Source organism: Desertivirga arenae (assembly GCF_017355785.1).
GTDB lineage: Bacteria > Bacteroidota > Bacteroidia > Sphingobacteriales > Sphingobacteriaceae > Desertivirga > Desertivirga arenae.
The window spans coordinates 217161-242902 of the sequence record NZ_JAFEWE010000003.1 but is presented as its reverse complement, the minus strand read 5'-3'; the positions used below and the strand labels follow the sequence as shown (position 1 = coordinate 242902).

General features: G+C 40.3%; 21 protein-coding genes and 1 riboswitch. Of the genes, 7 read left to right on the top strand and 14 right to left on the bottom strand.

Features of this window, described 5'->3' with window-relative positions:
* Positions 1-49 precede the first annotated feature (49 nt).
* From lysS to egtB, 10 genes are all read right to left on the bottom strand, one after another.
* Entirely contained in the window at positions 50-1771 is a 1722-nt protein-coding gene (gene lysS, locus J4N24_RS08000) for a lysine--tRNA ligase (RefSeq protein WP_207533151.1), read from the bottom strand.
* Positions 1772-1922: 151 nt separating this feature from the next.
* Positions 1923-4067, bottom strand: coding sequence for a xanthine dehydrogenase family protein molybdopterin-binding subunit (locus J4N24_RS07995; RefSeq protein ID WP_207533150.1), 2145 nt, complete (start codon positions 4065-4067; stop codon positions 1923-1925).
* Positions 4068-4071: 4 nt separating this feature from the next.
* Positions 4072-4530, bottom strand: a complete 459-nt coding sequence (locus tag J4N24_RS07990; RefSeq protein WP_242691561.1) for a (2Fe-2S)-binding protein — start codon at positions 4528-4530, stop codon at positions 4072-4074.
* A gap of 9 nt (positions 4531-4539) precedes the next feature.
* Positions 4540-5145 (bottom strand): nucleotidyltransferase family protein, encoded by a 606-nt coding sequence (locus J4N24_RS07985; protein WP_207533149.1) that lies wholly within the window; start codon positions 5143-5145, stop codon positions 4540-4542.
* On the bottom strand, positions 5135-6316 hold the full coding sequence (locus J4N24_RS07980) for an XdhC family protein (RefSeq protein WP_207533148.1): 1182 nt from the start codon (positions 6314-6316) through the stop codon (positions 5135-5137). The genes J4N24_RS07985 and J4N24_RS07980 overlap by 11 nt, the downstream gene beginning before the upstream one ends.
* A 169-nt stretch (positions 6317-6485) precedes the next feature.
* The gene (locus J4N24_RS07975) at positions 6486-8597 is read right to left on the bottom strand and encodes a tail fiber domain-containing protein (protein ID WP_207533147.1); all 2112 of its coding nucleotides are present in this window, start codon (positions 8595-8597) and stop codon (positions 6486-6488) included.
* Between the two features lie 264 nt (positions 8598-8861).
* Complete coding sequence (locus tag J4N24_RS07970) at positions 8862-10007, bottom strand: hypothetical protein (RefSeq protein ID WP_207533146.1); 1146 nt, start codon at positions 10005-10007, stop codon at positions 8862-8864.
* A 228-nt stretch (positions 10008-10235) separates the two neighbouring features.
* A complete protein-coding gene (locus tag J4N24_RS07965; protein WP_207533145.1) occupies positions 10236-10826 on the bottom strand; it encodes a thermonuclease family protein in 591 nt (196 codons plus the stop codon).
* A gap of 351 nt (positions 10827-11177) precedes the next feature.
* Positions 11178-12146 (bottom strand): L-histidine N(alpha)-methyltransferase, encoded by a 969-nt coding sequence (locus J4N24_RS07960; protein WP_207533144.1) that lies wholly within the window; start codon positions 12144-12146, stop codon positions 11178-11180.
* A gap of 7 nt (positions 12147-12153) precedes the next feature.
* Positions 12154-13308 carry an ergothioneine biosynthesis protein EgtB gene (gene egtB, locus J4N24_RS07955; RefSeq protein ID WP_207533143.1) on the bottom strand — a complete coding sequence of 385 codons (1155 nt, stop codon included), beginning with the start codon at positions 13306-13308 and terminating at the stop codon, positions 12154-12156.
* Between the two features lie 105 nt (positions 13309-13413).
* On the opposite strand from egtB, the gene J4N24_RS07950 reads away from it, so the two are divergent.
* Together J4N24_RS07950 and J4N24_RS07945 are read left to right on the top strand one after the other, a co-directional pair.
* Positions 13414-14553: a cystathionine gamma-synthase gene (locus J4N24_RS07950; protein WP_207533142.1), complete on the top strand. Its 1140-nt coding sequence runs from the start codon at positions 13414-13416 to the stop codon at positions 14551-14553.
* Between the two features lie 7 nt (positions 14554-14560).
* A complete protein-coding gene (locus J4N24_RS07945) occupies positions 14561-15463 on the top strand; it encodes a TIGR02757 family protein (protein WP_207533141.1) in 903 nt (300 codons plus the stop codon).
* On the opposite strand, the gene mscL is transcribed toward J4N24_RS07945, so the two are convergent.
* The 4 genes from mscL to J4N24_RS07925 form a co-directional block, all read right to left on the bottom strand.
* Positions 15460-15882 carry a large-conductance mechanosensitive channel protein MscL gene (gene mscL / locus J4N24_RS07940; RefSeq protein WP_207533140.1) on the bottom strand — a complete coding sequence of 141 codons (423 nt, stop codon included), beginning with the start codon at positions 15880-15882 and terminating at the stop codon, positions 15460-15462. The two genes, J4N24_RS07945 and mscL, sit on opposite strands and share 4 nt — an antisense overlap.
* Positions 15883-16110: 228 nt before the next feature.
* On the bottom strand, positions 16111-17133 hold the full coding sequence (gene ruvB / locus J4N24_RS07935) for a Holliday junction branch migration DNA helicase RuvB (RefSeq protein WP_207533469.1): 1023 nt from the start codon (positions 17131-17133) through the stop codon (positions 16111-16113).
* A 259-nt stretch (positions 17134-17392) separates the two neighbouring features.
* Positions 17393-19129, bottom strand: a complete 1737-nt coding sequence (locus tag J4N24_RS07930; protein ID WP_207533139.1) for a phospho-sugar mutase — start codon at positions 19127-19129, stop codon at positions 17393-17395.
* Positions 19130-19477: 348 nt separating this feature from the next.
* Positions 19478-19705, bottom strand: a complete 228-nt coding sequence (locus J4N24_RS07925; protein WP_207533138.1) for a hypothetical protein — start codon at positions 19703-19705, stop codon at positions 19478-19480.
* Between the two features lie 424 nt (positions 19706-20129).
* Between J4N24_RS07925 and porK the strand changes: the two genes are divergently transcribed.
* From porK to J4N24_RS07900, 5 genes are all read left to right on the top strand, one after another.
* Positions 20130-21548: a T9SS ring complex lipoprotein PorK/GldK gene (porK, locus tag J4N24_RS07920; protein ID WP_207533137.1), complete on the top strand. Its 1419-nt coding sequence runs from the start codon at positions 20130-20132 to the stop codon at positions 21546-21548.
* A gap of 26 nt (positions 21549-21574) precedes the next feature.
* On the top strand, positions 21575-22540 hold the full coding sequence (gene porN, locus J4N24_RS07915; protein ID WP_207533136.1) for a type IX secretion system ring subunit PorN/GldN: 966 nt from the start codon (positions 21575-21577) through the stop codon (positions 22538-22540).
* A 174-nt stretch (positions 22541-22714) separates the two neighbouring features.
* Positions 22715-23638 carry an alpha/beta hydrolase gene (locus tag J4N24_RS07910; protein WP_207533135.1) on the top strand — a complete coding sequence of 308 codons (924 nt, stop codon included), beginning with the start codon at positions 22715-22717 and terminating at the stop codon, positions 23636-23638.
* Between the two features lie 115 nt (positions 23639-23753).
* Positions 23754-24368: a DUF305 domain-containing protein gene (locus tag J4N24_RS07905; protein WP_207533134.1), complete on the top strand. Its 615-nt coding sequence runs from the start codon at positions 23754-23756 to the stop codon at positions 24366-24368.
* Between the two features lie 164 nt (positions 24369-24532).
* Positions 24533-24667: riboswitch (cobalamin riboswitch) on the top strand.
* Between the two features lie 99 nt (positions 24668-24766).
* Positions 24767-25735: a ribonucleoside-diphosphate reductase small subunit gene (locus J4N24_RS07900; RefSeq protein WP_207533133.1), complete on the top strand. Its 969-nt coding sequence runs from the start codon at positions 24767-24769 to the stop codon at positions 25733-25735.
* Positions 25736-25742 lie beyond the last annotated feature (7 nt).

The window sequence follows — 25742 nt, the reverse complement described above, 5'->3', positions numbered from 1 at the left end:
AACAAAAAAGCCCGCTACATTGGCGGGCTTCTTATATTTTAAACCGGTTCTATTCAAACCATTGAGTTACCTCTTCTTTGGTAGGAACAGTTATGTCAAGCTTCAGCTTCTTTCTCATTCCTCCCAGGTCATTAAATACTTTATTCGGATTGGCAGCTTTCAGGTCTTCAATGGTATTGAAGCCCATCTTAATTAGCACTGGAACCCATTCCTGAGGTACACCAATCGCTTTAAAATCATCAATAGATGCTACTTTTAATTTTTTCTCAGGTCGCATTTGCGGGAAGAACAATACTTCCTGAATCGTGCTCTGATTCGTCATTAACATCACCAGGCGGTCAATTCCAATACCCAAACCGGCAGTAGGAGGCATACCATATTCCAATGAACGCAGGAAGTCTTCGTCCATAGCCATAGCCTCTTCATCCCCACGATTAGCCAGCGTTAACTGGTCTTCAAAACGCTCACGTTGATCGATCGGATCGTTGAGCTCTGAGTAGGCATTTGCAATCTCTTTTCCGTTTACAAAGAGTTCAAAACGCTCAACAAGGCCTTCATTACTTCTGTGTTTCTTTGCAAGAGGAGTCATCTCGACAGGGTAGTCGGTGATGAACGTTGGTTGTATCAGATTGGCTTCAACTTTTGCACCAAATATTTCATCGATCAGTTTCCCTTTACCCATGGTTGGATCAACGCTGATTTCTAAGTCGGCACAAACTTTCCTCAGACCTTCTTCGTTCAGTTCAGAGACATCAATACCAGTATATTTCTGGATCGATTCGAACATAGAAAGTCGTTCATAAGGACCTGCAAAATCTATTTGATGCTGACCAACAGGAACAACAGTATTTCCATGGATAGCAGTAGCAACTTTCTCAAGGCACTCCTCCACCATTTTCATCATCCATACATAGTCTTTATAAGCTACGTAAATCTCCATAGAAGTGAATTCAGGATTATGTGTCCTGTCCATCCCTTCATTACGGAACATTTTGCCGAATTCATAAACACCATCAAAACCTGCAACGATGAGCCGTTTCAAATAAAGCTCATTAGCAATACGCAGATATAAAGGCATATCTAAAGTATTGTGGTGAGTTTTAAACGGACGGGCAGCAGCACCGCCATGTACGGGCTGAAGAATTGGCGTTTCAACTTCCATCCATCCCTGGTTATCGAAGTAGTTACGCATCGTATTGATAACCCTTGAGCGGTTAATGAAGATCTGCTTTAAATTAGGATTAACCGTTAAATCAACATAGCGTTGGCGGTAACGCAATTCTGGATCGGTGAAACCGTCGTACACATGACCTTCGTCGTCTCTCTTAACGATCGGAAGTGGTTTGAGAGATTTCGCAAGGATAATGAATTCAGAGGCATGTATAGAAATCTCGCCAGTTTGAGTTGTGAATACATAACCTTTTACACCAACGAAATCACCAATATCTAAAAGCTTTTTAAATACAGTATTATATAAGGTTTTATCCTCACCAGGGCAAAGATCATCGCGCTTTAGGTAAGCCTGAATACGACCTGTTGAATCTTGTAGTTCAACAAAGGAAGCACTTCCCATGATCCGGCGACTCATGATCCGGCCGGCAAAACTTACGTTCTTGTAATTGGTTTTATCACGCTCGTAGTTTTCCTTTATGTCTTGTGCTGTTACGTTTACCTCAAATGCTTCAGCAGGATAGGGTTCAATACCCAGATCTCGCAGTTGTTTTAATGCCTCGCGGCGTAAAATTTCCTGTTCCGACAGTCCGATACTCATGATCTTGATTTAATTTATTTAAAGATATGTCTGATTGACATAATTTCTGCAAAAGTACTATTTCACAGAGAAGAAACAAGGCTTGATTTATCGGAGGATGCTTAGCTAAACAAAAGCCTTCTGGTTTTACGGAAGACTTTTGTTTAATTACTTATACACTTGCCTTAATTTTGAAAGGGGCTTCATCCATAAATGGCTGATTCCTTACTCGCGTGCCTGTTGCTTTGTAGATAGCATTCGCTACTGCTCCTGAAGTAGGAGGTAAGGATGGTTCGCCTAATCCGGTAGGATCTAAACCATTATCTACAAAATGCGCTTCCACTTCAGGTACTTCCCGCATACGGATCAACCTGTATTTGTGGTAATTGTTCTGTTCAGGAACGCCATTTTTGAAGGATAGCTTCCCAAACATCGCGTGCCCAAAGCCGTCTACGATACCGCCTATGACTTGCTGTCTGGCCCCCATCGGACTAACAACTTCTCCACAGTCTACAGCAGCATATATTTTACTTACCTGCGGTTTGTTGTTTTTCAAACTAGCTTCAGCAACTATTGCTACATAAGAAGCATGTGAGAAATAGACGCTAAAGCCCTGGGAAACTTCTTTTTTCGTTCCCCAGCCAGATTTTTCAGCTGCCAATTTAATCACGCCGATCATTCTGTCTATATCATATCGAACGGGACCTGCTGGTGCTGTTTTAGCTTTATTGAGCAACCCCAACCGGAACTCTACAGGGTCTTTTCCTGTTGCTGACGCAACCTCGTCAAGAAAGCTCTGTTCTGCGAAAGCCAAAAAGTTTGTTATAGGAGCCCGCCAGGGTGCGGTACTTATTGGTGATCTGTGTTCTGTTGACTCTATCAGGAGATTTTCTACAGCTCCTGAAGGAAAGTTATTCTCCCTGGTTGGATTACCGGCGTTAATTCCGACACCGCGCAAGCGATAGCCTATTAAATTATTTGCGGTATCTAATGCAGCTTCAAAGCGATACCGTACAGCTGGTCTGTAATACCCTCCGGTCATATCATCCTCTCTGGACCATATCACCTTTACCGGTGCTTTAAGGATACTTGAAAGTTCGGCAGCTTCCACTACGAAGTCATCCATTAATCGTCTTCCGAAACCTCCTCCTATACGTGTTATTTCTAAGGAGATCTTACTCTCAGGAATGCCTACTAATTTTGATACTGAACTTCTGGCTGATCCAGGATTCTGCGTTGGTCCTACCAGTTCCACACTATCTTCTTTTACATGGGCAAAAAAGTTCATGGGTTCCATAGGGTTATGTGGCAAAAAGGGGCACTGATATTCGCTCTTAATAACTTTCGCGGCGTTTTTAAAAGCGGCTTCCGGATCTCCATTCTTCCGTCTTACAGTAGCTTCCGGCTTTGCCATTAATTCTGAAAAAATCTTATTGTGATCCTCTGTAGATTCCAGTCCCTGCGCGTTCTCATAAATAACTTTTAACGCTTTTCGTGCCTTTAGCAGTTGCCATGTCGACTTGCCTACAATTGCCACGTTGTTCTTAAAGGTTACCACATCAACGATACCAGGCATGGATTTAACAGCGGCAGCGTCAACCGATTTGAGCTTCATGCCAAAACCTTCAGGACGTTGGATCACGGCATACAGCATTCCTTCCCGGTAGAAATCCATACCATACAAAGGTTTTCCAGTTACGATATTCTTATTTTCTACATTTTTTACCCTTTTGCCAATCAGCTTAAAGTCTTTTCGATCTTTAAGTTTAACCTCTTGTGGAACAGCTATTTTAGAGGCCTCTATAGAAAGTTCTCCATAACTTAATTTCTTTCCGGAAGTGTGAACTACAAAGCCGCTTTCAGTATTACACTCAGTTACCGGCACATTCCATTGTTTTGACGCAGCTTCAATTAGCATTTGTCGCGCTGTAGCACCAACCTTTCTTAGCTTTTTATAGGAATGAGGCGTAGCTCCACTTCCGCCAGTTACCTGTCTTTCAAAACGACTGTTATCGAAGGGAGCTTGAACTACTCTAACTTTTGTCCAATCAGCATCGAGCTCTTCCGCGATAATAGTTGGAAAAGATGTTTTTATATTTTGACCAACTTCAGGATTAGGGGATAAGATAGTGATGGTATTATCAGGTGCGATAGACAGGTAGGCATTTAAACTGGTGCTTTCTAAGAGTTCGGCTTTAGAAAGCGAGCTTAATACCGTTTGAGCTTCGGTACTAAACCAATCAAAACCAAGAACTAGTCCTCCACCTATGGTAGCTGCTTTTTTTAAGAAACTACGTCTGCTTGTTGTACTTTTCATGTTTCTAAGCTTTAGTACTTGCCAGTTTTACAGCCTCACGAATACGATGATAGGCGCCGCAGCGACAAATATTTCCGTTCATAGCAATAGCTATCTGATCATCAGTCGGCTTGGGATTGGTTTTCAGGAAAGCTGCTGCTGTCATAATTTGACCAGCCTGGCAATACCCGCATTGGGCCACGTCTACTTCATCCCATGCTATCTGAACCGGATGATCTCCTTTCTCTGAAAGGCCTTCAATCGTGATAACTTTTGCCGGACCTACCGCCGCAACAGGAATGGAGCAGGAACGGATAGCTTGTCCGTTCATATGAACAGTGCAAGCGCCGCAAGCAGATATTCCGCAACCGTATTTGGTTCCCACCAAACCCAAATGATCGCGCAATACCCAAAGTAAGGGGGTGTCAGGATCTACATTAACCTGCTTAGTCTGGCCGTTGATCTGTAATTTGTAAATAGCCATTTTCTTAATTTAGTCTGTTAGTTGTGTGTTTAATAAGTTAGTATAATCGGTCTTTGTGTCTATATCTATAGCTCCTTCAGGAAAGTCTAACAGCTCCAGATCTTGCCTATAAGCTTGAAGTATTACTTTAGCTCCCTGATTACCTTCAAGATCTTGTAATGCAATGAAATACTTGACTTTAAATAAAGCTGGAGTTCCTATAGCATCAGCATATTTACATGCTGCAAGTCCTTTGCTTGAGGTTTCTCCAAGTTCTATTAATTTGTCTATTATCGCGGTTCCTAAGTGAGGTTGATCACAAACACATAGAATTACCGCATCTGTTAATGGAGCTTGCTTTAATATCTCCTTACAGCCTGCTGCTATCGAAGTTCCCATACCTTTTTCCCAATTGCCATTTTCGGCTATCAGTATGGGGAGATCTGTTAATTCTCTCTTATGCTCTTCACCGTTTGCTCCTAATACAACTAATACAGTTGAGGCCCTTGATTCTATTGCTTCCTCTACAACATGTCTTAAAAGAGTTTTATTTTTATAGCGAAGTAGTTGTTTACTTTGCCCTAGTCGCGATGAGTTGCCGGCTGCAAGGATTATTATACCGACCTTATCTAACATGACTGGTAAAGTTAATTTTCCTTTTCTCCTCGTACCCTGGAAGATTAGAGTCATGAATAGGGCCTTGCTTATCTCTAAGGAAAGTGCCCATCTTTTTTGAAAGTACCGCCTTGATCTCTGAAAGAATAGAAAGCGCAATTTCTTCAGACGTTTCCGCATAGATATCTAAACCAGCAGGTCCATATACTTTAGCTAGATCATCCGCCGAATATTCCAGACCTTCATCTTTCAATTCCTGCAATATCCTGTTGAGCTTTTTCTTCGGGCCCAGAACCCCAATGTAAGGAATGCTAAGAGGAAGTATTGCTTTAATAACATTCAAATCGTAAATGTAATTATGAGACAGGAGAGCGAAAACAGTATACCTGTCAGGTTCAAGATGCGAAAGGATCTCATCTGATCTTGAGGTGATCAAGCGTTTTGCTGTCGGAAAGCGCTCTTTGGATAATAGGTTAGCACGCCCGTCGATAACGTTAACGTTCCAACCTAGCAATGAACCCATTTTAGCGAGTGGGATCACATCGTTTCCAGCTCCGATGATATTTAAAACCACGGCTGGCGGAATCACCTCAATGAATGCGGTAAGATTTCCAGCAGAATCCGGATCGATAAAATGGCTAATTCTTGAAATCTGCGAAGTTAAAGCCTCTCTTGACTCTGAAATAATTTCATTTTCAAGGTCGGCCTGAAGTGCTGAGAGCTGGATTGTTTTGTCATCAATGATGAATAGGCAGCTGCCGGTTTGCCGTTGCTTTCGTTCCTCTTCATTAAACAGCGTTACAAAGACCGTATGCTCACGCTTTTTCAAGCACTTTTCGAGGCAAGTAACAGCATTTTCGGAATCAGGATCTATAGGTTCAATAAGGATATGAATTATACCGTTACAGCCTAAACCTACACCCAGTTTTGCGTCGTCATCATCACTCGTATCATACTTTACCAGCATCGCCTCTTTCTGATGCATCACTAGTAAGGCCTTCTTTAGAGCATCACCCTCAAGGCATCCTCCGCTGATTGCACCAGTAAGAACTCCGTCTTCTGTTACAAGCATTCTCGCTCCTGGTCGCCGATAAGCTGATCCTTCCACTTTTACTACAGTAGCAAGGGCAGTTAGTTTATTTTCATGACGGGCCTGGTTGAAAGCCCTAACAATTTCGCCAATTTCTCTCATATAGGATGCGCGGGTAGCGAAACTAAAAATAGATATTTAAGTGGATTTAAGCTGTAAAATTTTTGTGTGGTTAAGAGAGTTTAATTATGAGATGGGGGATGTGGGTCATTATTGATATAAAATAAAAAAGGCCCGGTTGCCCAGGCCTTAAGAATTAGTGTGTGTTATCTTATTTCTGTTTGATCAATTCCTTAAGCTCATCGATCTGCTTCTGCTGTGAATCGATCTTTTGTTGTTGCTCTTTAATGGCGTTGATAAGGACGGGGATTAATTCCGTGTAGTTGATGCTAAGTTTACCTTTATCTTCATCTCCTAATACGATTTCTGGGATTACCTTTCTGGCGTCCTGGGCGATTAAGCCAATTTGTGTCTTGGTAGATTGTTTTGGATCAATCCAATTATAGCTTACTGGTTCTAGCTTCTGAATTGCGTTTAATCCATGTTTTAATGGTTGTATATTTCTCTTAAGTCTTCTGTCTGAAGAGGTTGAATAAGTGGTGAAAACTGCATGGCCATTAACCTGGAGCTTCACAGTAGTATCGATAGTGGCTGTTCCGATTGCTACTGTACCTCCATCATTTGAAATAATCATGTTAGCATTTGCTTTCTTTTCAGTTCCCGCTAGGAAGTATATATTTTTATCTGCAGTATTTGTACCAAGTAATAAATCGCCCCTATTTACAAATAAATATCCATCGGACTTACTTCCCCATTTATTTTGACCATTGGTTGTACTATTGATACCCATATCGATATAATTTTCGCCCGTAGATAAATTGGAAGTTGCAACAATGTCTGTACTTGCCTTTGATCCAGAATGAATGTTCTGAACGTTAAGCTGCATAAAGCTATTGATATTACCTTTAAGAGCAAGTCCAGTTGCTCCAAATGTAGAACTAGAAGTGGTTGTAATTGGTCCTATGTCTATCAATACTTTTTCCTTCTCAGTACCTGATGAAAATGTAGGACTTGAGCCAATTCCTACACTTCCGTCGCTATCTATTACCATAGCTTGTAAGTCATTAGTTTTAAATATTAAGGGCTGTTCATTTTTTGTTCCCAAAAAGGATGACTGGGATGAAACCGTATTGCCATTCAAATTCCAGGATGGACCTACCTTTTTAATAATGCCGGAAGAAATGGTCAAAGTGCTGTCAACTGCAGCATTTCCTTCTTGTAATCCCCAAAGAAAAACCGGGTCTTTTGGAGACCTTACACTTAATTTATAGCTTGAGCTCGGTGATGATGTCCCAATACCTACGCTTCCGGCGGTGTAGAAAATCTTAGGTCCAGCTGCTACTGACCATGGGGAGATCGTACTGAATGGAAGTTGTTGCACAACTCCCTCATCTGTAATTGTTAAAATTGCATCTGAACTTGTTCCTTCACTTAAACCCTCTATTTTTAAAGGTTCCGTGTCCGATACTAGATGAAGGGGGTGAGTCGGCTCGGTTGTTCCTATTCCAACGTTACCATTGGAATAGGTTATATCAGTCCCTAAGGTTGTCCATTGACTGCTTCCTGCTAAACTTTTTTGAGGAAGCTTTCTAACAACCCCTCCAGAAGTAATGGTTAATATTTCGTCACCTGTATTACCACTCGCAAGTCCTTTAATGTTTAAAGGAGAATTGTTTGAGGATTCAATTTGTAATTTAGAAGTGAGGTTAGTACTAACACCTATACCAACATTCCCATTACTAAAACTAATATCAGAACCAGAAGTGTTCCATTGAGACGTAGCTACTGATCCGAATGGCAATTTTCGAACAATCCCATCCGCTATAGTTAGAACACTATCAGATGTTGTGCCTTGTTGTACGCGACGCAGAAACAATGGATTGTCAGCTCCGTCAACATGCAGTCTATAAGCCGGATTCGAAACTCCAATACCTAAATTCCCAGAAAAATATGCGGTTCCATTTGAAAAGTTCCAATTACTTGAAGAACTATTGGCTGCAAGCCTTTGCCAAGCAGACCCATCAAAATAATAATATCCGGGAGTTACGTCCTCTACCGCCTCTGTATTGTAGATTAATAAAGATACTTCAGGAGACGAAATAGTTTCTGTATCACGAGTAGACTTTAACTTAACTCTTGGAATAAGCAACCCCTTATCTGTAAAGCTTACATCAAGGCCAGCAGATGAATGAGGTGCGTTACCCGTAGCATTTATGCCAACATTTTGAGAAAAAGCAGTGCCGGAGCATGCCAGAAGGCCAAGAATTGTGAGGGCTCGTCTGTTTAGGACACGGCTTTTAAAAAGAGCGTAAAATTTGATCATATTTTATCAACTGTAATCGTTTAGAAAATTATTTTAAAAGTCCTATAGCACTGATTGCTTAGGAAAAACTCATCATCACAAAGAGCTCTAAAATTAATAAAAAAAATAAAACTGCTACGATTTAAGGTAAATTTCTAAACTGATAGTGTAGGAAGGGGTTTAAAAGGGACAAAATCTCCTATAAACAATGCCGAAAACGATAATAAAACAAAAAAAGGGATAAACATTTATCCCTTCAAAAACTAAACTAAAACTAAAAAGACTTTAAATTCCAGGTGAATACTCCATCGGAACACTAAACCTATCGTGAAAAACTGCCCAGCCGTTAGACATCATAGCCCTCCACATTTCAATTTTTATACATTTTCCTTTAGTGCTGATGACCGGGTTAAAGGAACTTTTATATGTACCGCTTATATTGCAAATAGGGGAGCTATTGAAGGTGAAACTGACTCCATCTGAAGAGTAACCCAGAAATAGTCTTCCACCGCTACCATAACCGCCGTGATTTGTTGTAGTGATCAGCATCAACCAAATATTGTTAAGCTTTTTCACTTCCATATGCCAAGGATCTTGTCCTGCTCCCCAAGGCCGGTTATTTATTTTAACGATATCATAGCCTTTGTTCCTGTCTGCCTCGAACCCTTTGATTGGATCAGTAGATATCATCCTTCGGATGCAGATCGAGTTGTAATAGTTGCCCGGGCTTGTCTCGTAATTGCTGATACCGTAGCAGTAGTACAGGTTATTATCTTTGATAAACGATGGTGAGATTACATCTATCGCAGTAGCCGGCCATTCACAGATCTTTTCCTTTTTACTCCAGTGCACTCCATCTGTACTTTTAGTAACCCAAAGCGACCTGATACTTTCGATATTTGATCTCCAATAACAATACATCGTTCCGTTATCAAACATTAGATTTACATCGGAGTGATATCCTATTCCTTCGGGCGCATGCTCGATCGGATTTGATATTCCTTTAGGTTCTAACCATAATACCCCATCATTTGAACAGAAAATGTGGGGATTTTCATATTGACTGTCAGTATTTGGATAAGGAGTAACCGCTGCCCAATAATTGTATCCGTTCCACTTTTTCTCAAAACGCATCATACTGGGATGTGTCCACCCCGAGTAGGAAAGGGTAATTTTGCTTTCTGTTCCACTCGCATCTTTTTTTCCAACAGCCACAGAGTTGAAAACCAATGCTGAATTAGAAGGATTGAAGTTTACTGCCCCTAAATTTAAACTTAAGATCTTTACCCCTGGTTCAGAGCTCAGAACATCATCATCATCGTTTGAAACTTCCTGTTTCTGGTCAATTACTTCTGCTTGCTTTTCTGCTACATGATCTTTTTTACAAGCCGCCAGAGCCACAATTAAGATTGCGGCAAATAATCTCCTCATACTTTTACCTAAAAATGGTTAGTCAAATTTCCCCTTATGGCATGTTGCCAATTAACTCTTTTACGACTGAAAGACAGGAAGTTTCAACGAAGGTCCTATAGGAAAAATGACATTTAAGAATATTTGATCAGGAGGAGCAAGTGGGTATTGAATTAATAAGAATGAAGTAACAAAATTGTTATTAATGCAAAGAAGCTGAAATAAAATTAAGCGAAAAAAATAATAAAATTACATTCGATGCTGCCAGCAGCGACCTCCCTGAGTAGCATTATGTTTACAGGGACTTCCTGCAGCGGTAGTCCCAGAGCAACGTTGAACTATCTTTTTTTTATAATTTGACGTCTTTGCCGTTTTGCCATCCTTCCTGAAATCCCATGGCGCTACCGGGTTTGGTGCACTCCAGATGCCGATCTTGCTTTTTTTTGCTTTTAATTCAAGTAAGGCAAACTCTTCTGACTTGTCGTAATGTTTATAATGCCAGGCCATACCAGCAGTTAGAAGTTCCTTATTTACTATCCGGCCATCTGGCAAAATTACTAATGCGATTTTCCTTCCGTAGCGGTCGTTATTTTTTACCTGCGCATTGACCGCTTTGCCGAAGCAGAGGTTTGATGTAAATTGTTTTGCTTTTGTTCCAAAGTCCTGCTTTTTTTCAGGGCAGTCAACACCATACAGTCTGATCTTAACTTGCTCTTTATCCTCTGTAAGAATAGTAAAAGTATCTCCATCTGCGATAGAGACCACTTTACCTTTTATAAGTTTAGGGGGATTAAGGTTTAAAGAAAGAAGAGAAAAAACAATAGCAATTATGAAATTCATTATTAAAACTTGTCTGAGGGTTGAGAAAAATTAGTAGAATGGAAACTGTTTCCTTTGTAGTATTCCCAGCGCACAAAGGTAGTAAGTAAGTGGGTATCCTAAAGTACGAAAGTTTTTTAGATCCTGGTTGTTACAGGGGCAAGGTCAGGCCTGCTACCAGTCTGCTTCGCTATTCGTGCGCTTAGCTCCCGTTGTGGCGGGCTCTGGCAGCATCTCGCGCGTCATTTCCGCAGGATATGCGCGTCATATACGCGCCATATCGGGAGCAAAGCGCTGCTGTAGCGTTGTTGGTACGAACTTGTCTGCTTCAAGGTGTATTGCACTATGATTAAGTTATAAAAGGATATGGTATCATTTCCTTTTCAGAATCACGTCGCTGAATAATTTCCTTGAATCAAAAAGGTGCCTTTCTACCATAAAGCTTCCTTTTCCAGCTAATGCATCTATTTCTTTCAGTGTGTATTTCTGCGAGATCTCCATGAAGACGCATTCGTTCTCCTCAAACTTCAACACCTCAGAACCTATACTGACCGTTTGGTCGGCAAGGCTTATAAGGTAACTTTTGCAGGCTCCGGAACAGGGATCATAGCTTTCGTAGTGTTCAAACAACTCCGTGTTAAAATCTCCATCCAGTTCCCTGTTTATCCTTTTCAAAAGGTTCAAGTTAAACTCCTTGGTAACTCCCTGGGAATCGTTATAAGCATTAAAAATAGTCCATGGATTCTTTTTAAGATCAAAGCCGATCATTAATAGATCGGTTGGGTTAAGGAGATCATTCAATTCTAATAAAAAACTTTCAGCTTCCTGTGGATACATGTTTCCAATGTTAGCTCCAAGAAATAGTATAAGTTTTGGCCGGGTAGAAATTCTCGTTACCTCTTTAAGTGCTTCCAAATACTCACCCTGTTTCGCTTGAATTTCAATTGTCGGGATAGCTTTAGGAAGTGTTTTGCTGATGAGCTCAAGGACGTCTCCGGAAATATCAATAGGATAGTAGGTATAATTTACCTTATTGTCCGAGAGGCATTTTAGGAGTTGCGATGATTTTAAAGCGTCACCAGAGCCCAGTTCGATTAAATCGAACCCATCTTTGAATTCGCTTACCAGCAACATCATCTCCTTGCAGCGCGTTTTGAAGATCTCCATTTCCGCATCGGTAAGATAATATTCAGGAAGGGCCATTATTTGCTGGAACAGCTTGTCGCCAAAACCATCATAAAAATATTTCGGCAAAAGGTACTTTGGCGAAGAATTCAACCCCATTAGGACGTCTTCTTTAAATTGCTTTTGCTTTTCTTCTAGTTCTGTAAAAGTCACCATTTTAAATTTATTCGGCTAACCGGATGCCCGTGAATTGCCATTTCAGATTAGGATGAAAAAAGTTCCGGTATGTTTTCCTGCTATGATTTGCAGGGGTAGCTACAGAACCTCCTCTTAACACCATTTGATTTACCATAAATTTTCCATTGTATTCCCCTAAAGCTCCTTCTGCTTTTTTATAGCCAGGGTAGGGTAAATAAGCGCTTTCAGTCCATTCCCATCGCTCACCCCAGCCTAATTGATCGGCTGCCACTTCCCACTCGAATTCGGTTGGAAGACGTTTACCCCTCCAATCGGCGAAAGCATGGGCCTCATAATAGTTAATGTGGCATAAAGGAGCGTCAAGTTCCAGAGGCTTCAAACCTTGTAACGTATAATGCAACCATTCACCCTCTATAAAATGCCAATAGAGAGGAGCAGGGTTCAGCTGATTTTTAGCCCATTCCCAGCCTTCCGAATGCCAATGCTTGAAGTTGGAATAACCTCCGTGATTTATAAACTCGAGGTACTCACCATTCGTGATAAGATTTTGAGAGATTAGAAATTCATTAAGGAACACTACATGAGCGTTTAATTCATTGTCAAAGCAGAAACCTTCTCCTTTGTAACCAATTTCATAGAGGCCCTCAGGAATAGAGATTGTTGCAAATGTGCCAGGAGCTCCTGTTCTGTTTTCAATTAAGCCTTTGGTTTGATAAGGAGGAAACAGTGGATTATGGCCCAGGATATATTTAATATCAGTAAGCAACAGCTCCTGGTGTTGCTGTTCATGATTAAGACCTATTTGTAGCAGATCAGTAATGCTTGCAGTAAGCTCAATGTCTTCGAACAATTCTTCCATAGCCGCATCCACATACTGACGGTACTGATAGACTTCATCCACTGTAGGTCTGCTTAAATTTCCACGGTTGGTTCTGATTACCCTTGCGCCAACACTTTCATAATAGCTGTTAAAAACATAATTGAAGTTCTCGTTGAATACCTGATATCCCTTCAGATGGTCTTTGAGAATAAATGTTTCAAAGAACCAGGTTGTATGTCCTAAGTGCCATTTGGGGGGACTTACATCTACGATTGGTTGCACTACGTAGTCCTCGGTTTGAAGGGGGCGACAGAGTTCTTCTGTATGTTTTCTTATGTCACGATAGCTACTTGAAGGCATGATAGTAAAGTTGCAGTGTAAAGGCGCTACAAGGCAAAATTGTTTGCGATGGTAGGTTTTCTTAACATCATAGTCAATATCTTTAGGCAATTTTAAATTTAGACTATGAGGTTCGCAACGAAAGCTATTCATGCAGGGCAGGAGCCTGATCCTTCGACAGGCGCCGTGATGACGCCGATCTATCAAACCTCCACCTATTGGCAGAAAAGTCCTGGAGAACATAAAGGCTTCGAATATTCAAGGGGAACTAATCCTACCAGGAAAGCCTTGGAAGAATGTCTGGCTGCATTAGAAAATGCTACCTTTGGTCTTGCTTTTTCCAGTGGAATGGCCGCTACGGATGCCATCATGAAGCTATTGAAACCTGGAGATGAAGTAATAACTGGCAGCGACCTTTATGGCGGCTCTTACCGGATGTTCACCAGGATCTTTGCAGCCTACGGAATCAACTTTCATTTCATAGATCTTTCTTCTCCTGAAAACATTGTTCCTTATCTCAATACAAAAACAAAGCTTATCTGGCTGGAAACTCCTACAAATCCTACCATGCAAATTGTAGATATTGCTGGGGTGTCGAAAATTGCCAAAGCGCATAATGTCTTGCTAACTGTAGATAATACCTTTGCTTCACCATATCTTCAGAATCCGATAGATCTTGGGGCTGATATTGTAATGCATTCTGCAACTAAATACCTGGGAGGGCACTCTGATGTAGTAATGGGAGCAGTAATGCTTAACGATGAGGACCTTTATAAAAAGTTATGGTTCATCTATAATGCCTGCGGTGCCACCCCGGGCCCAATGGACAGCTTTCTGGTTTTGAGGGGAATTAAAACACTTCATTTAAGGATGAAGGCCCATTGTGAAAATGGTGAAAAAGTAGCAAGCTTCCTTAAAGCTCACTTTAGAGTGGATAAGGTTTATTGGCCGGGTTTTAATGACCATCCCAATCATCTCGTTGCTAAAAAACAAATGAGGGATTTCGGGGGAATGATATCCTTTACATTAAAGGGTGCCGCACTAAAGGAAACCTTCGAGACTGCCTCTAAATTTAAGGTTTTCACACTAGCTGAATCGTTAGGAGGTGTAGAGTCTTTGATCAATCATCCCGTATCTATGACCCATGCATCTATACCGAAGGAAGCCAGGGAAGCAGTAGGGGTAGTGGATAATCTGTTACGCTTGAGCGTAGGAGTGGAGGACATAGAGGATCTTTTGGAAGATCTGGAACAAGCACTTCGTTAAACTTCAAATGGCTGATATAAATTTTCAAAATAACCGGGAAGGACTTAAAGGTTTTCTGGATGCGAAGGCTGAGCAGTATAATTGTTTAGACTTCATCCCCAATGATCCTATTGTAATTCCCCATGAGTTCAGGCTAAAACAGGACATAGAAATAATGGGGTTCTTTGCTTCGATACTGGCTTGGGGACAACGAAAAACTATTATTAACAAATGCCGGGAACTGGTAAGCAGGATGGACCGTCGGCCTTTTGAGTTTATAAAGAATCATCAAGAGGACGATCTGAAAGGACTTTTAGGGTTTAAGCACAGGACCTTTAATGATACCGATCTCCTTTATTTTGTTCATTTCTTTAAAAACCATTACGCAAAATTTGACTCGTTGGAAGATGCATTCTTACCATCAGTTAGCGGGGCAGGAACGGAAAGTCCCTTCCGGGAGGAGTTTTTGGATGAGTTTACGGGGCCTGAGGTAGAACTAAGTTCTCCTGCTTGCTATCTACCTCATTTAAGTACCAATGGGGAGCAGGTGGAGGTAGCCTTAAATCACTTTAGGTCCTACTTTTTTAGTTTACCGGATGCACCACGACGTACAGTGAAGCACGTTAGTTCTCCAGCTCAGAAGTCGACCTGCAAGCGTTTGAATATGTTCTTAAGATGGATGGTGAGGGAAGATAACAAAGGTGTAGACTTTGGAATATGGAAACGGCTAAAACCCGCTAATTTGATTTGTCCCTGCGATCTTCATGTGGAAAGAGTTGCAAGGAAACTCGGATTAATATCAAGAAAACAAGTCGATTGGACCACAGCAGTTGAATTAACACAACATTTGAGAGACCTGGATCCAACCGACCCTGTTAAGTATGATTTCGCTTTATTCGGATTAGGAATAGAGGAAAAGTTTGGATTTTAAGCTCTATTCTTTAAACTATCTCTAATCTCGGTAAGCAATATCTGATCTTTAGTAAGTACATCTGGAGCTGGCTTGGCTGGTTGTTCCTGCTCTTTCTTTTTTATAGTGTTCATCACTTTAACTACTGAGAATACAGCAAGAGCAACTATTAGAAAGTCGAGGATGTCCTGAATGAATTGACCATATTTTAAAACCACTGCAGGTATTTCCTTTCCATTTTCTGTACCTGCAGCTTTAAGCTGAATTGCCAGGTCAGAAAAATCTACACCGCCAATCAATAATCCAATCGGTGGCATTATGACGTTATCCACCAGAGAGGTCACGACTTTTCCAAAGGCAGCTCCAATGATTAAGCCGATGGCAATGTCTACTAAATTGCCTTTAATGGCAAATTCCTTGAATTCTTTTATGATCCCCATAACAACAAGTTTATTTACTTGACTTAAACAAGTACTGTTAAATAAAGTTCTTTACAGTTAATGAAATGAACACGAATTAAATGAGAAATACGAATTAGATGAGTAACACGAATTACACAAATTACACGAATAGCACGAATTAAACGAATTAAACGAAATGGACACGAATTGCCTATCGTAAGAGGTTATAATTCAGTCAACGCCTTCTGGTATTCGTGTCAATTCCCTCTAAAAAAGGGTTTGTGTTCCTCCTGGTTTTAGTCTCCCTAAGTGTTTATATGCTGTTTCTGTTACTTCACGACCCCGGGATGTTCTCATCATAAAGCCTTCCTGAATCAGAAAAGGTTCGTAAACTTCTTCAATAGTTCCTTCGTCTTCCCCAACCGCCGTTGCAATTGTTTTTAAACCAACAGGACCACCCTTAAATTTATCGATGATGGTTGTCAGGATCTTATTGTCCATTTCGTCCAGGCCATGACTATCAACATTTAATGCATTTAATGCATATTGTGCTATGTCTGTATCTATTGTTCCGTTTCCTTTTATCTGAGCAAAATCGCGGGTACGTCTTAGTAAAGCATTCGCAATTCGAGGGGTACCGCGACTTCGGCGTGCAATCTCATAGGCTCCTTCATCGGATATAGGAGTGTTAAGTATAGAAGCTGAACGTAAGACGATGGTGGTGAGAAGCTTAGCGTCGTAATATTCAAGTCTTGCATTAATACCAAAACGTGCCCTTAGAGGAGCGGTAAGCAAGCCGGAACGGGTTGTTGCACCTACGAGGGTAAAGGGATTTAAAGAGATTTGTACAGAACGGGCATTTGGTCCGCTTTCCAGCATGATATCGATCTTAAAGTCCTCCATTGCCGAGTACAGGTACTCTTCTACAAGGGGACTTAAACGATGTATCTCGTCAATAAACAATATGTCACCGGCTTCAAGGTTGGTAAGTAGACCAGCCAAATCTCCAGGTTTATCGAGTACCGGTCCTGAGGTTATTTTTATTCCCACACCCATTTCATTTGCAATGATGTGTGATAGGGTAGTTTTACCTAACCCAGGAGGCCCATGTAAAAGTACGTGGTCAAGTGCTTCACCACGAAGCTTAGCGGCTTGTACAAATATTCTTAAGTTTTCAAGGATTTTATATTGACCGGTAAAGTCTTCAAATGCTTGGGGGCGAAGAACTTTTTCTATATCACGTTCTGTCGAAGACAGTCTTTCGGCACTGGGGTCAAGATTCTCATTCAGCATGGTGCTAAAATAGAGAATTTTTGAAGAATTGTCAGGGGGAGGAGGTTAATGAGTGAATGAGTGAATGAGTGAATGAGTGAATGAGTGAATGAATGAATGAATGAATGAATGAAGGAAGGAGTGAATGAAAGAATGAACCAGTGAGTGAGTGAGTGAGTGAAGGATGAAAGAAAGGAAACTAAAATGCCCGTTGCTGTTTGAATGATTCAACCATAACGGGCATTCAGCTTAGGCCTGTCGGCCTTAAAAAATGTTATTAAACTTCAAGGTCGCTCATTATGGCGTTAACTTTTTCCTCTAGTTCCTGATCTGCTGTTTTGAAGGCGCTTACACTTGGCAACGTGCCTTTAACACTGCAGTAAAACTTGATTTTTGGTTCTGTTCCGGATGGGCGAGCAGAAATAATACTACCGTCTTCGGTAACAAATTGCAGTACGTCTGATTTTGGAAGATCAATTTCTGAAACTGTTCCTGAAGCGATATCTGTTTCTTTTCTTAGCTCATAATCTTTAAGCTTCGCGACTTTTGAACCTCCAAGGCTTGCTGGAGGATTGTTTCTGAAACGCTCCATCATTGCCTTTATCTCTTCAGCTCCGGATTTACCTTTCTTAGTTACAGACACTAATTTTTCTTTATAGAAGCCGTATTTCTGATACATTTCCAACAATGCTTCAAATAAGCTACTTCCTTTATCTTTATAGAATGCAGTCATTTCAGCAATGAAAGCTGCAGAAACAACAGCATCTTTGTCCCTTACAAACTCGCCGATCAAGTATCCGTAACTTTCTTCTCCACCTCCTATAAAGGTTTTCTTACCTTCGAATTTCGTCATCAGTTCTCCAATGTACTTAAATCCAGTAAGGGTATTATAACATTCAACATTCTTAGAAGCTGCAATAGCGTCTATGATATAAGAAGTTACAATAGTCTTTACGATATACTCATTGCCGGTTAACTTACCTTTTTCTTCCCATGCAGTTAGCAGGTAATTGATAAGTAAGCTTCCGGTTTGGTTTCCATTCAATAAAACGAACTCGCCTTCATTGTTTTTAACAGCGATACCAACACGGTCAGCATCCGGGTCTGTTGCCAGGATCAGATCGGCGTCAATCTCTTGTCCTTTTTTAAGTGCGAGTGTAAGGGCTTCTTTCTCTTCAGGATTTGGATAAACTACTGTAGGGAAATTTCCGTCTGGCTTAATCTGCTCCTCAACAAGGGTAACATTGGTAAAGCCGAACCTTTCCAGTGCTTTAGGAACAAGTGTAATCCCTGTTCCATGGATGGGAGAGAAGACGATTTTAAGGTCCTTTTGACGCTGAATGGCATCTGGGGAAACCGAAAGCTGAGTGATGCTGCTCAAATATTTTTCGTCGATCTCTTCACCCAAATACTCGATGTTTGCTTCAACGGCGGTAAACTTAACATCGTCTACTGAAGTTACCTTTGCAACTTCTTCCATTACCTTTTTGTCATCAGGAGACACAAATTGTCCACCATCAGCACCGTATGCTTTGTATCCGTTATATTCTTTAGGATTGTGTGAAGCGGTTAGCATTACACCGCTTTTGCAACCTAATTGACGAACTGCAAAAGACAACTCTGGTGTAGGGCGCAGCTCACTGAAAAAGTATACGTGTATATCATTTGCAGAAAAAACTTCTGCAGTAATTTTTGCAAAGTAATCAGAGTTGTTACGGCTGTCGTGAGCAATTGCAACTTTGATTTTTTCTCCAGGGTAGGTGTTTTTAAGAAAATTCGCCAGTCCCTGTGTTGCAGCTCCAATAGTATATTTATTTATACGGTTAGATCCGGGACCCATGATACCTCTTAAACCGCCAGTTCCGAATTCCAGGTCTTTGTAAAATGAATCGGTTAATTCTGTAAACGATTGCTCGTCTACCAGGTTTTGAATTTGTTGTTTGGTCTCAGGGTCGTAGTTACCTTGGAGCCATGTGTTAACGCGTTCTAAAACAGAAGGTTCTAATTGTTGCATGGGCGAATTAAATTATTTTTAGAGTTAATTATTGCAAGTATAATAAAGTAAAAAGAAATAACAGAAATTTTAAATTCAGCCAAAGAACAAAAAGAATGGGAAATTGTTAGAGAAAAATATTTTTTATTACGGACTTGTAAGAAAAAATAGGAAGGAATTGAAAAAATTGTATTTTTGTAGCAACTTAGAAAACGGGACTTATTATGTTATTTACCTTTATTCAGAAAAACCCTCGCCTTTTTAACTTAATAATTTTAAGTATAAGTGCTCTTATCTATATGGCTATAGTAAGAATGTTAGTATTTCATTAATTAAAACATACACTTTTAGTTAATTGCAAAAGCTTACTTAAACAGCTTTTGCAAATTCTGAAAGGTTGAACGTATTCCAGTTCAATACCAGCCAATCGGCCACTTCCAATTGCCTTTCTATTTCTTCCGGCATTTTTTCCTTTATCAAGTATTCAATTTTTTGACACTCCTCCGTGTCGTAGAGATTCCATAACATCTGCAATGAATTTATAAAGAGAATTACCTCATAACGGTTGTTCCTGTCTAGCTTTTCATTATTAGGCATACTCTTAAAGACCGGCTCTCTAAAAGAAAAACTACTTTGAGAGCTATAAGAAAATTTCAAATCCCGTAATTGAAATAGTGAAGGGTGTGTTAACATTGCAGGTACATTAAAATAACATAGATTATTTCCCGTGCAATTTCTAAGCCATTGCCCTAATTCTCTATTCATAATCCGCGAATTCGAATTCTTTCTAATTTTTTGACCAATAAAGCGTACACCTGCTGTGCAATTAAAGATCCTATTAAAGATCCTTGGATTTATCCGATTGCAAAATTTTGAATTATAGAGGGTTTCCCTTTATAAAGGTTAAAATATTTCCCAAAATCATTTCCATGTTCCAATTGAAATTGCTTAAAATTTAACAATGGCACTATTCTTGAAAGTAGTGTGACAATCTATCTTATTTTACCTAACAGATATATCTATGAAATCTATTTATAGCTTTACCCACAGCTGGAAAAAAATTAGTTTAAGAAAATCGCTAGCAGCAGGAGCTTCCTTTGCCCTGGTCGCTGCATTAAGTTCTTGTGCATCTCAGAACATTAACGAGGCACCCACAGTGTACGGATTTAAGGGAAGAGGAATAATTCCACCTCCCGGAATGGTTTATGTCCCTTCAGGTACCATCATGTACAAAAGTTCTACAGAAGATGATGGTTTAACAAGGAGAGTAAGTCTGAGTCCATTTTTTGTTGATGCAACGGAGGTGACCAACCGCCAATACAGAGAATTTGTTAACTGGGTTGCGGATTCTATTATTATTACCGACTATCTTAAAGATGAAAGCTACTTCAAGAAAAATGAAAAGAATAAAGGGGAATATGTAGCCAGACAGATAGACTGGAGTAAAATTGACCATGATAAATATGCATTATGGCAAAGTGCTGATCAAAACATTTCATCAAAAATATTGGGAACGATAGTGCTGGAGGAGAATGGAAGACGCGTACTAAATAAAGAACTAGTAAAATATGCATTTACCTACCAAAAAAGTGGAGGTGCTAATGCAAACGAATTTATTACAGAAAATGTTCCGGTGATACCTAATAAGAGTGTGTGGAGCGCCGACTTCCCTAACTCGCAGATGGGTTTCATGTCGGCTAATTATTATGATCATAAATCCTATGACAACTATCCTGTTGTGGGAGTGACCTGGAAACAAGCCCGTTCTTTTGCTGATTGGAGAGGTAAATCTGCCGCTAATTCCCTACATAAGAATGCCTATTTAAAAGCGTATCAGTTAACATTCAATCTTCCTACTGAGGCACAGTGGCAGTATGCATCATCTGGGATGCGTAATCCGGACGAAGCTGTGGTAACAAATGCGGTTGCATCAAGCAGTAAGAAAGGAAAAGATGGAAAAGAAAAGCTTTTTGTAAACTTTAAGCAGGGCGAAGGAAATTATACCATGGACGGTTCAACTTTTACTCTTCCCGTAAAGTCTTATAGTCCAAATGCTTTTGGTTTATTTAACACTTCTGGAAATGTTGCCGAATGGACACTTGATGCTTTCAGTCCTTCTGCCGTTGAATTTGTACACGATTTGAACCCTGTATTACTTTATGACGCTTCAGAGAATGACGCGGATGTAATGAAACGTAAAGTTGTAAGAGGCGGATCCTGGAAAGATAACGGGGAATTGCTTAATAAAGACACTCGCAGTTATGAGATGCAGGATGTGGCTCACTCTTATATTGGCTTCAGATGTGTAATGCCTGCACCTGAGTTGTTAAGCGATCAGGTTCGCACCCGTAAAGCATCCCTGGTTAAGCAATCAGAGGGAAGAGCAACACGTAATACACGCTCTGAGACACCCGTAAGTACTCAAAAAGCAGAGAAATAAATACACACACACTTTAAGATTCTACCATGAAAAATTTATTAGTAGCTATTTTGCTAACGGCAAGTGGACTGGAAGTAGTCGCTCAGGCGCAGGTTAATGGCGATTTAACTGCGTCTGCAATACCAACAAAAAAAGATTCAGCTTTTGCCCAACCGGCACTGGCAACAAATTCAACGGTACCTGCAAGTTCAGCTGCGCCGGCGAAAAAAGATTCAGTTGCACCAGTTGACGGATTTTATAACTACACCATTCTTGGAGCTGCAACGCCCTTTAACTACCCTTATATAAATCCGGTTAACGTTCGTTTTTACAAAAGGCTATGGAGAGATATCGACGTTACAGAACCTAAAAATCAAGTGTTGGCCATACCAGGAAATACGTTGATTGAGACCGTACTTGATGGAATAAAGAAAGGACAAATAACAGCTTACGATCCTGTTGATGATTCTTTCAAATTCCGGCTAACTCCTCAACAAGCAATGGCTAAGCTTGTAGACAGCGTATTGGTTCCTGTTTTTGATGATAAGGGAAACCAAATTGATGCGAAAATGCAGTTGAACGAGTTTAATCCCGAGAAAATAACTAAGTTCAGGATTAAAGAAGATATCTTTTTTGATAAGCAAAGAGCTAAAGTTGAAACACGTATCATTGGAATAGCACCTTTAGTTAAGATCTCTACAGGCGATACCACAGTTGCTGCAGAAACACCTGTATTCTGGCTACATTTTCCTGAATGCAGAAATGTATTCGTTAAGAAAGATGTTTCTGATCCTGAAAAGAGAATGTTTGATATGAGTATGGATGATATTTTCCTTCAGCGCAGATTTACAAGCAAGATAATTCGTGAATCAAATACTACTGGTCAACGTATTGTTGATTACACTAAAGATTTAACCGAACAGGAGAAAGAAGCCCTTCGTATTGAATCAGGGATTGCTGAATACAAGAAAAAAGTTTGGGGATATAATAATACAACGAATGCTAAGCAATAAGAAGCATTTACATTAATAAGTCGAAAAGCCGGATGAATTTCCGGCTTTTTTTATGAAATTACTTTTAGTTCTTGATCTCCACTCGACACTTTCTGAAGCATGTTCATTCAAGTAAATTAAAATTTTAAAAATAATCAATATCTTAGCATACTAACTACCAATTAGCGTCCTAAAATGAAATACTTGCTGAAGTCAATTTTCGTCCTTTCAATGTTTAGTCCTGCTTTCAATGCATTTAGCCAAAACCCTATTTCTCTTTACAAGGATATCCCTAATAGTAAACCAGTTCCTGCTGATTATACAGAAAGTACCGGCTCGAATGGTTGGATAACGAAAGTATCCCAACCCACTATTACACCCTATCTTCCGGAGGCTGGTAAAGCAAATGGAGCGGCTGTAATTGTAATCCCAGGAGGCGGGTATGCAGGTATAGCTAATAATCATGAAGGAATTGATGTGGCTAAAAAATTTGCAGAATCAGGCGTTTCTGCATTTTTACTGAAATATAGATTACCCGACGATCGTATAATGAAAGATCGTTCCGTAGGGCCTGTTCAGGATGCTCAAAGAGCTATTCAAATGGTGAGGGAACGGGCAAATGAGTGGAAATTAGATACAGGAAGAATTGGCGTAATAGGATTCTCTGCCGGGGGGCACCTTGCCTCAACTCTTGGCACCCACTACGACCACGCCTATATAGAAAACAAAAAGCAGGTTAATCTCAGACCTAATTTTATGATACTGGTGTACCCGGTTATTGATATGGGGCAATTCACGCATATGGGGTCAAAGACTAATTTGATAGGGAAAGATGCTGGTTCCCAACAGATAGATAATTTTTCAAACCAAAAGCAGGTGAAGAGAACAACTCCTCCTGTTTTTCTGATCCATGCTCAGGATGATGCTGCCGTTCCTGTACAAAATAGCTTGTCTTTTTACGAGCAGGCCCTTAAAAATGGAGTTAAAGCGGAGATGTACCTTTATCAGCAAGGCGGTCATGGTTTCGGAATGTACAATAAGCAGGAAAAAGACCAATGGTTTGATCGTACACTGAATTGGTTGGATCTTAATAAATTTTTGACCTCGAAACAGAATTAGAGCTAATTTTTCTTTATTCTGTTAATAGCCTTTGGTTTACAAGTCTTTTTTTATATTTTCAATAACTCTTCAGTAGATATTGCAGTATAAGAAAATTCAAGCTCGACAATACTTAATGAGAAATATGAAATACGTGGGTAAGGCTATTGGAACTTTAACTCTCCTGCTAATTATGCAGGCATGCAGTAAGGAAGATGTTAAAATTCCGATAAGTGAGTTGTCTGGGATTCAGATCTCCATGGCAGAAAAAATTCGGTCAACAGTATTATCATCGGATCCCGACAAGGATTTTGCAACTGTAATGTTAATTCATAATGATGCTGCCACGTCTATTGCAAACAAGGAATTGGAGTCGGGGCGAAGTTCCAGGATGCAGAAAGTTGCTAGAGAAGTGATTTTAGACCTTAAGAAAGAGAACGAAGAAATTGAACAGCTTTTAAAAGGACATCAGATCGGTTTAGCAGTTCCCCAGTTCAAGGAGCAAGTTCTACTTAATATTGAACGAACTGAAAAGAGTGCAAATGCTCAGATTGGGACAGGCGATATAGACCGCGATTTTGCAAATTTCATGATTCTCCAAAACGAGGGAGCCATGGAAAATTTCAGATTACAGGCTCTTTTTGGAACAAGTCTTCCTTTGAAAAATTTCGGAGCAGGCATTATCGAAAAACGCCGGCAACAGAACCAATATCTTAAATCTTGGTTACTTGGCTCACAGAATCCTGATTAATAGTAAAATAGATATTTTAAGGCCGTGATTACTTACGGCCTTACTTTCATTGGAACATTCGCCTGAATATTCTAAAGGCACCCGACCTTATTTGTTGAAAAAACACCCTTCTGTTTAAAACTACTTTTCCTTTGCGCCAAGTCTTGTCCTATCTTTACCGCTCATTATTTCAATGACTATATTGGTTCATCCGGGAGTACGGATGATTAAAAGGGAACCGTGTTCAATTCACGGGCTGACGTGCAACTGTGATCCGCAAAAGCGGTAAGCCAGACACCTGCCAGATAGTTTTTGTCAAAACTTTCACGAATAAGGTTTTGACGAAAGTCTTCGCACCCATTTATCCCCGGGTCTGCTGCCTTTTGTCAATTCCTGTTTGTATCAAAAACAATAAGAATATGCAACAGGAAGAAGTATTATTAAAAGAGAACAAGGATCGTTTCGTGATCCTGCCTATTAACTATCCCAAGATCTGGGAAATGTACAAGAAACACGAAGCCAGTTTCTGGACAGCTGAAGAGATTGATCTCACCGGAGATTTGAAGGACTGGGAATTGTTAAATCCTGGAGAAAAACACTTCATTTCACATGTACTTGCCTTCTTTGCGGCTAGTGATGGAATTGTAAACGAAAATCTGGCTGTAAACTTCATGAGCGAGGTCCAGGTACCCGAAGCCCGTTGTTTCTATGGATTTCAAATCATGATGGAGAACATTCATTCGGAGACTTATGCACTACTCATTGATACCTACATTAAAGATAGCCGCGAAAAAGATTATTTGTTTCACGCTATAGATACTGTACCTGCAGTAAAGAAAAAAGCGGAATGGGCCTTACGATGGATAGAGAATGGCAGCTTTGCAGAAAGACTGGTTGCTTTTGCAGCAGTAGAAGGGATCTTCTTCAGTGGAAGTTTTTGTTCCATATTCTGGTTAAAGAAAAGGGGACTTATGCCAGGTCTGACCTTTAGTAATGAGCTGATTAGTCGTGATGAAGGCTTACACTGCGAGTTCGCCTGTCTCTTATACAGTATGCTGAATAATAAGCTCTCGCAGAAGCTGGTGTATGATATAATTTCTGAAGCGGTTGAAATTGAAAAGGAGTTTATAACCGAAGCCCTTCCTGCAGATCTTATAGGGATGAATGCAAAACTGATGAAGCAGTACATTGAGTTCGTGGCTGATCGTTGGCTGAACGAATTGGGGTATGATAAGATCTTTAACGCGCAGAACCCTTTCGACTTTATGGAGATGATCTCTCTACAAGGTAAAACTAATTTCTTCGAAAAACGTGTGGGAGACTATCAAAAGGCGGGGGTACTTACCGGAAAGGATACGCAAAGCTTCTCCCTTGACGAGGACTTTTAGTCCCAAG

Bases quoted from the DNA above. Each gene is read 5' to 3' on its own strand.
- lysS (WP_207533151.1), bottom strand. From the start codon at position 1,771: ATGAGTATCGGACTGTCGGAACAGGAAATTTTACGCCGCGAGGCATTA.
- J4N24_RS07995 (WP_207533150.1), bottom strand. From the start codon at position 4,067: ATGAAAAGTACAACAAGCAGACGTAGTTTCTTAAAAAAAGCAGCTACC.
- J4N24_RS07990 (WP_242691561.1), bottom strand. From the start codon at position 4,530: ATGGCTATTTACAAATTACAGATCAACGGCCAGACTAAGCAGGTTAAT.
- J4N24_RS07985 (WP_207533149.1), bottom strand. From the start codon at position 5,145: ATGTTAGATAAGGTCGGTATAATAATCCTTGCAGCCGGCAACTCATCG.
- J4N24_RS07980 (WP_207533148.1), bottom strand. From the start codon at position 6,316: ATGAGAGAAATTGGCGAAATTGTTAGGGCTTTCAACCAGGCCCGTCAT.
- J4N24_RS07975 (WP_207533147.1), bottom strand. From the start codon at position 8,597: ATGATCAAATTTTACGCTCTTTTTAAAAGCCGTGTCCTAAACAGACGA.
- J4N24_RS07970 (WP_207533146.1), bottom strand. From the start codon at position 10,007: ATGAGGAGATTATTTGCCGCAATCTTAATTGTGGCTCTGGCGGCTTGT.
- J4N24_RS07965 (WP_207533145.1), bottom strand. From the start codon at position 10,826: ATGAATTTCATAATTGCTATTGTTTTTTCTCTTCTTTCTTTAAACCTT.
- J4N24_RS07960 (WP_207533144.1), bottom strand. From the start codon at position 12,146: ATGGTGACTTTTACAGAACTAGAAGAAAAGCAAAAGCAATTTAAAGAA.
- egtB (WP_207533143.1), bottom strand. From the start codon at position 13,308: ATGCCTTCAAGTAGCTATCGTGACATAAGAAAACATACAGAAGAACTC.
- J4N24_RS07950 (WP_207533142.1), top strand. From the start codon at position 13,414: ATGAGGTTCGCAACGAAAGCTATTCATGCAGGGCAGGAGCCTGATCCT.
- J4N24_RS07945 (WP_207533141.1), top strand. From the start codon at position 14,561: ATGGCTGATATAAATTTTCAAAATAACCGGGAAGGACTTAAAGGTTTT.
- mscL (WP_207533140.1), bottom strand. From the start codon at position 15,882: ATGGGGATCATAAAAGAATTCAAGGAATTTGCCATTAAAGGCAATTTA.
- J4N24_RS07930 (WP_207533139.1), bottom strand. From the start codon at position 19,129: ATGCAACAATTAGAACCTTCTGTTTTAGAACGCGTTAACACATGGCTC.
- J4N24_RS07925 (WP_207533138.1), bottom strand. From the start codon at position 19,705: ATGCCTAATAATGAAAAGCTAGACAGGAACAACCGTTATGAGGTAATT.
- porK (WP_207533137.1), top strand. From the start codon at position 20,130: ATGAAATCTATTTATAGCTTTACCCACAGCTGGAAAAAAATTAGTTTA.
- porN (WP_207533136.1), top strand. From the start codon at position 21,575: ATGAAAAATTTATTAGTAGCTATTTTGCTAACGGCAAGTGGACTGGAA.
- J4N24_RS07910 (WP_207533135.1), top strand. From the start codon at position 22,715: ATGAAATACTTGCTGAAGTCAATTTTCGTCCTTTCAATGTTTAGTCCT.
- J4N24_RS07905 (WP_207533134.1), top strand. From the start codon at position 23,754: ATGAGAAATATGAAATACGTGGGTAAGGCTATTGGAACTTTAACTCTC.
- J4N24_RS07900 (WP_207533133.1), top strand. From the start codon at position 24,767: ATGCAACAGGAAGAAGTATTATTAAAAGAGAACAAGGATCGTTTCGTG.